5 protein-coding genes and 1 tRNA gene are annotated in these 5998 nt (G+C 72.5%); 2 read left to right on the forward strand and 4 right to left on the reverse strand.

Features of this window, described 5'->3' with window-relative positions; genetic code table 11:
• Positions 1-75: 75 nt before the first annotated feature.
• The 4 genes from ACFVHI_RS17060 to ACFVHI_RS17075 all read right to left on the reverse strand — a co-directional run bounded on the left by ACFVHI_RS17060 (position 76) and on the right by ACFVHI_RS17075 (position 4711).
• Positions 76-2613, reverse strand: a complete 2538-nt coding sequence (locus ACFVHI_RS17060; RefSeq protein ID WP_380339973.1) for an ABC transporter permease — start codon at positions 2611-2613, stop codon at positions 76-78.
• A gap of 5 nt (positions 2614-2618) precedes the next feature.
• Entirely contained in the window at positions 2619-3440 is an 822-nt protein-coding gene (locus ACFVHI_RS17065; protein WP_380339976.1) for an ABC transporter ATP-binding protein, read from the reverse strand.
• A 337-nt stretch (positions 3441-3777) separates the two neighbouring features.
• Positions 3778-4404: a response regulator gene (locus tag ACFVHI_RS17070; RefSeq protein WP_380339979.1), complete on the reverse strand. Its 627-nt coding sequence runs from the start codon at positions 4402-4404 to the stop codon at positions 3778-3780.
• Between the two features lie 233 nt (positions 4405-4637).
• A tRNA-Gly gene (locus tag ACFVHI_RS17075) sits at positions 4638-4711 on the reverse strand.
• Between the two features lie 274 nt (positions 4712-4985).
• Between ACFVHI_RS17075 and ACFVHI_RS17080 the strand changes: the two genes are divergently transcribed.
• Both ACFVHI_RS17080 and dcd read left to right on the forward strand, forming a co-directional pair.
• Positions 4986-5207 carry a hypothetical protein gene (locus tag ACFVHI_RS17080; RefSeq protein WP_079135746.1) on the forward strand — a complete coding sequence of 74 codons (222 nt, stop codon included), beginning with the start codon at positions 4986-4988 and terminating at the stop codon, positions 5205-5207.
• A 72-nt stretch (positions 5208-5279) separates the two neighbouring features.
• Entirely contained in the window at positions 5280-5855 is a 576-nt protein-coding gene (gene dcd / locus ACFVHI_RS17085) for a dCTP deaminase (protein ID WP_063348548.1), read from the forward strand.
• Positions 5856-5998: the final 143 nt, after the last annotated feature.

Consider the following 5998-nt stretch of genomic DNA (forward strand, 5'->3'; position numbering starts at 1 on the left):
GCCGGGGCGGGCGCCCGGTGGGTGGGGGGCCGCGGGGACCCCCGGGCGGCGACGGCCACGACCGCACGGCGCCCGCTACTCCCGGAGTCCCATGGCCTCGACCGGCTCCCTGCGCAGCGCCAGCCGGGTGGTCAGCAGCACGGTGCCCAGACCCAGCAGAGCAGCCCCGCCCAGCACCGCGGCCGCCCAGGCCGCGGGTACGGACGGCCAGGCCGAGCCGGTGAGCGCGAGGCTGACGGGCACCAGGACGGCGGCGGTGACCGCGGCGCCGAGGGCGAGGGCCACGCCGACCGTGATGCCCCCCTCCCAGGCCATCATGCGCAGGATCTGACGGCGGGTGGTGCCCACCAGCCGCAGCAGGGCGAACTCGCGCAACCGCTCGGTCGTGGCCATCACCAGGGTGTTGACGACGGCGATGGCGGTGAACAGGCTGATCATGCCGAGGAGCAGCCGGCCGACGGCCGTGGCCGACTCCTGCCGGTGCCTGCGGGCTTCGTCGTACGCGGCCCGGTCGCTCGTACGGGCCATGGGGTAGGCGGCAGTGAGGCTTTGGAGCTCCCGGCCGACCTGCTGGGGGTCGGCGTCGGGGGCGGAGCGGACCAGGACCGTCGGCGCGAGGGGGTCCGGTGTGTGCGCGGCGGCGAACTCGGTGGGGAGGAGGGCGTCGGCGAACCCCAGGTCGCGGTCGTAGACGGCGACCACCGTGGCGGTGCTCTCGCTGCCGTCCATCCAGCCGATCCGGAGCTTGGTGCCGACGCCGGCGCCGAGTCCGGAGGCCGAGCGCTGCCCCAGCGCGACGCCGTCCCCGCGCAGTTGGGCCAGCGAGCCCGCGGTGACCCCGGGATCGAGCAGCTCGGACAGCGCGGCGGAATCGACCACCTTGGCGCTGACGCCCCGTGAGCCGACGGTGCCGGGCGTTGCGTTGGACACCATGGTCGTGGCGGGTACGACCCCGCTGACCGCTGTGACGCCGGGCAGTTGGCGGGCCGCGGCGACGAAGTCCGGGGGGAGCCCGACACCGTCGGCCTGGACCACGTGGTCGGCCCGCAGCCTTCGACCGTCCTCGGCCGCGGCGGCCTGGGCCTTGACGCCGGGGACGAACAGCACCGTGCTGGTGAAGGCCACCGCCAGCACCAGCGGGGTGACGGCGGCGGCGAAGCGGCGGGGCTGGGCGCGCAGGGCCGCGGACGCGAGGAACCCCGCCACGGGGAAGAGCCTGCCCACCGGTCCACCGATCACCACACTGGCGACCCGCCCGATCACCGGTCCGAGCAGCGCCACCCCCAGGAGGAGCAGCAGGACCATGCTCTCGGCCGTGCCCGCCCCGCTCCGGCTGCCCGTGGAGGACGACAGCACCACGGCGCACACGGCGAGCGTCCCGGCCCCGAGCACCGTACGCACCCAGCCGATCCGCGGCGCGGGCGCAGCGGACTCGCGCAGAGCCTGGGTCGGTTCGACCCGGGACGCCCGGCGCGCGGAGGCCCACACGGCGAGTTGCGCGGTGCCGACGACCACGCCGACGACGGTCAGCAGTGCGGTGGGCCCGACGTGGAGCGGGACGTCGGAGCGGACCACACCGTGGTCGACGAGTACGCCGCGGAGCAGCGAGGCGACGCCGACCCCGACCGGGCATCCGACCAGCGCGGCGCCGAGGCTCAGGACCAGCGTCTCCATCGCGATCATCCGCCGCACCTGTCCCGAAGTGGCGCCCACCGCCCGCAACAGGGCCATCTCCCGCAGGCGTTGCCGGACGGTGAGCGCGAGCGCTCCCGCCACCACGAACGCCGAGATGAACAGGGACAGGATGCCGACGGTCCCGGCGAGCGAGGCCAGGCCGTCCCCGGGCCCGGGTGCGCCCGAGAACTCCCGCTCGCCCCGCTGGTCGCCGGTGCTCACCTCGGGCCCGGACCAGAGCTCCGCCCCGGTGGCCGGAAAGGCCGTGGCGAGGACCTGTTCGGCCTGTGCGGCCAGCGCCTGCGGGTCGGCCCCGTCCCAGGCCGTGATGCCGATCGCGTCCGCGCCCTTGGTGGTGCCCGCGAGCCGGGCCGCCTGGTCGGGGCTGAAGAAGAGGGCGCTCTGGCGGGCCAACTCCCGTGGGGGTGAGGCCAGTCCGGACACCGTGTAGGCACGGGGGGCGGTGGTGGTGGCCAGCCGCACGGAGTCACCGGGCCGGAGCCCGCCGCGTGCGGCCGTCGCCTCGTCGAGGACCACCTCGTCGGGGCCGGTCGGCGGGTGACCGGAGGTCAGGTGGAAGGGGGCGAGGACGGCGCTGGTCCAGGAGTGCCCGAGGGACGCCCCGCCCTGCGGGCCGGAGAGGACCTGCCCCGATCCGGTGATCACGGCGGCGGGGAAGGAGACCTCCGGGGTGACGGTCCCGGCGCCGGGCAGTGCGGCCAGCTTTCCGATCAGCGGATCGACGTCGGCCATCCGGGTCGAGCCGCCGATCACGACCGGGGCCGCCGCGTAGCGTTCGGTGGGGGTGCCCGCCCGCAGGGCGGACTCCAGCAGGACACCGCACGCGGCGGTCAGGACGAGGGCGAACGACAGTGCGGCGAAAGCACCCGCGAAGCCCGCCTTGCGGGCGCGCACCGTCTGCCAGGCCAGTAGGAGCATGCCGTTCAGCGCCTTCCCAGGTGGGCCATCCGGTCCGCGACCTGCTCGGGCGAGGGGTTGGCGAGTGCCTCGGCGAAGGAGCCGTCCGCCAGGAAGAACACCTGGTCCGCGTAGGAGGCGGCGACCGGGTCGTGCGTCACCATGATCACGCTCTGCCCCAGTCCGTCGACGACGTGCCGCAGCAGCCGCAGGACCTCCGTACCGGTGGTGCTGTCCAGGGCGCCCGTGGGCTCGTCCGCGAAGACGACCTCGGGTCGTGTGACCAGGGCCCGGGCGATCGCCACCCGCTGCTGCTGACCGCCCGACAGCTGGGTGGGCAGGTGCCGCACCCGGTCGGCGAGGCCGGTCCGGTCGAGGATCTCCCCCAGCCAGGCCCGGTCCGCCCGGCGCCGGGCCAGTCGCAACGGCAGCGTGACGTTCTGCTCGACCGTCAGGGAGGGCAGGAGGTTGAAGGACTGGAAGACGAAGCCGATCCGCTGCCGGCGCAGGACGGTCAGCTCGGTGTCGCCGAGCGCCCCCAGCTCCAGGCCGGCCAGCCGGACCTGCCCGGAGGTCGGGCGGTCGAGCCCGGCGGCGCAGTGCAGGAACGTGCTCTTCCCGGACCCAGAGGGCCCCATCACCGCGGTGAACCCGCCTCGGCAGAATTCCATCGACACCTCGCGCAGGGCGTGCACGGCCCCCGCTCCGCGCCCGTACACCTTGCTCACCCCGTCGAGCCGCACCGCCAGGTCCGGCTCCGAAGTGGAATGGGCCTGTTCCGGATCGCTGGAATCCGCAGTCCGAGAGAAAACGGGAATCCCCTCCTCGATGTGGCGCCCTGCCCTCATTTACCGCGAGCCTAGCCAGATCCACACCGCCCGCCCGGACCTCCGGCGGCGTCCGGACAGCGCTCCGGCGGCGGCTCCGGAGGCTCCACCCCAGGTCAACGGGCCACCGAGTCTGCTGGGCGGCCCGGCCGGGAGGGTCTGGACGTGGACAACCCATGGACACATCCATGCGAATCGCATGGGGCGTTCCATGGAATTCATCGCAGCCAAAAGGCCGCCCGAATACCGGGACCACACTTGTGCGGAATAACCGAACGTCGGCCTCCGGAATTTGACGAAGAAAACTTCCGGTCCGGCTTTCCGAACTTCCGATGGTTCGACCCCTGCGTCCGGGGCCCTATGAGGGGCGAGGGCCGGCGGAGAGCCAGCCCATCTCCTCGGCGATCCGAATGGCGTCCACCCGGCTGCGCCCCCCGGCCTTGGTCACCGCGGCGGCCAGATGGTTGCGGGCGGTTCCCGCCGAAATGAACAGCCGGGCGGCGATCTCCGAGACGGAGGCACCTTCCGCGGCCAGGCGCAGGGTGTCGAGCTCCCTGGGCGTCAGCGGGTTCTCACGCGCCCCCAGGGCGGCGAGGGCCAGCTCCGGGTCGATGGCACGCTCGCCAGCCGCCACCTTCCTGATCGCCGCCGCCAGCTCCTGGGCCGGGGCGTCCTTGCCGAGGAACCCGAGCACGTGAACGGACATCGCGCTGCGCAGATGCGCGGGTCTCGCCAGCCCGGTCAGGATGAGCGTCCCGCACGTCGGGAGCTTCTCGTGCAACTCGGCCGCGGCCCGGAGCCCGTCCAGACCGGGCATGTCGATGTCGAGCACCGCCACGTCCGGCCGGACCCGCAGAGCCGTCGGCACCACCAGGTCACCACGCTCGACGTCCGCGACGACCTCCAGGTCGTCCTCGTACGCGAGGAGTGCCATCAGCGCGCTGCGCACCATGGCCATGTCCTCGGCTAACAGAACCCTGATCATCCGCGTCCTCCCCTGTCAGGCAACCGCCGCCCGCGCAGCCCCATGAGACAACAGGGCCGCGGGCAGCCCGTATCCGATTGATCCACCATGCGTTACCGCGCGCGACGGAAACAACGGTGCGAACCCGATCGAACTACGGCCGGCCCTCCACGCACACGGATCCGGCACAACGGACCCGAAGTGGTCCAGACAACAGAAAGAGCCGCAGGTCAGATGACCTGCGGCTCTACCGCTGGAGCGGGCGACGAGAATCGAACTCGCGCTCTAAGCTTGGGAAGCTCATGTTCTACCATTAAACTACGCCCGCCTGATGAGCCGTCAGAGACCGCTCAATCCAGTGTCACTGTACCCCATTCGCGACTGTGGTTGCACGGCCCGCCCGGGGAGTGGTGGGGCGGGTGGGGGTGGGTGGGGGCGTACTGTGTGGGCCGCGTACGAGTGCTCCGACGGGTGGGTTCGGGGCGGCGAGCCACGGTGTGGAATGTCCGGAGCATCCCCTAATGTGACGCTGTCCCGGGGCGAGGTCCCACGGGGCGCGATGAGTACGGGTGAGTACTGGGTTAGGGATGGGAAGGGGATCGATGGAGCAGCGCGCCGTCGTTCGTTGTGCCGAGGGGCACCTGTTCAGCACCACCACGTTCCCGATGCAGAACCTCGGTCCGGGCCGGCTCGGGCCCGGGCGGCTGATCCGCTGTCCGCAGTGCGGGCGGCTGAGGAGTTCGGTGCTGGCCGACGTGCGGGAGCTGTCGGCGCCGCAACTGGACCGGGCGCTGCGGCTGGAGGCCGCGGAGTTCCTGGCCTGACGGTCGACGCGAGGACGGAACGGGCCCCGGGCGGATTCGTCCGGGGCCCTGTCGTGCACGTAACCTCGAAGCGTGCTGCTCTCTGACAAGGACATCCGGACCGAAATCGACCTGGGCCGGGTCGTCGTCGACCCGTTCGACCCGGCGATGATCCAGCCGTCGAGCATCGACGTGCGCCTCGACCGCTTCTTCCGCGTGTTCGAGAACCACCGCTACCCGCACATCGACCCCTCCGAGGAGCAGCCGGACCTGACCCGGCTGGTGGAGCCCGAGGGCGACGACGCGTTCATCCTGCACCCGGGCGAGTTCGTGCTGGCCTCGACGTACGAGGTCATCTCGCTGCCCGACGACGTGGCGTCCCGGCTGGAGGGCAAGTCGAGCCTGGGCCGGCTGGGCCTGCTGACGCACTCGACGGCCGGTTTCATCGACCCCGGTTTCAACGGTCACGTGACGCTGGAGCTGTCGAACGTCGCGACGCTGCCGATCAAGCTGTACCCGGGGATGAAGATCGGGCAGCTCTGCCTGTTCCGGCTCTCCTCGCCGTCGGAGCACCCGTACGGCTCGGAGCGGTACGGGTCGCGCTACCAGGGCCAGCGCGGCCCGACGCCGTCCCGTTCGTTCATGAACTTCCACCGCACCGACGTCTGATCCGGGCGGAGCGCACGCAGCACGGGCGGCCGCCCCTCGCCGATGACGGACGAGGGGGGGGCGCCCCGGGCGGGTGACCCCGGGGGAGGGCCCCCGGGGGGGGGGGGTGTGTGTGAATAACAAAAGAAGCAGGCGACCGGTTG

The sequence above is a fragment of the Kitasatospora sp. NPDC127121 genome (assembly GCF_042677305.1).
Classification (GTDB): domain Bacteria; phylum Actinomycetota; class Actinomycetes; order Streptomycetales; family Streptomycetaceae; genus Kitasatospora.

Excerpts from the sequence above, each read along its gene's own strand:
- ACFVHI_RS17070 (WP_380339979.1), bottom strand. The coding sequence starts at position 4,404 with ATGATCAGGGTTCTGTTAGCCGAGGACATGGCCATGGTGCGCAGCGCG.
- ACFVHI_RS17060 (WP_380339973.1), bottom strand. The coding sequence starts at position 2,613 with ATGCTCCTACTGGCCTGGCAGACGGTGCGCGCCCGCAAGGCGGGCTTC.
- ACFVHI_RS17065 (WP_380339976.1), bottom strand. The coding sequence starts at position 3,440 with ATGAGGGCAGGGCGCCACATCGAGGAGGGGATTCCCGTTTTCTCTCGG.
- ACFVHI_RS17080 (WP_079135746.1), top strand. The coding sequence starts at position 4,986 with ATGGAGCAGCGCGCCGTCGTTCGTTGTGCCGAGGGGCACCTGTTCAGC.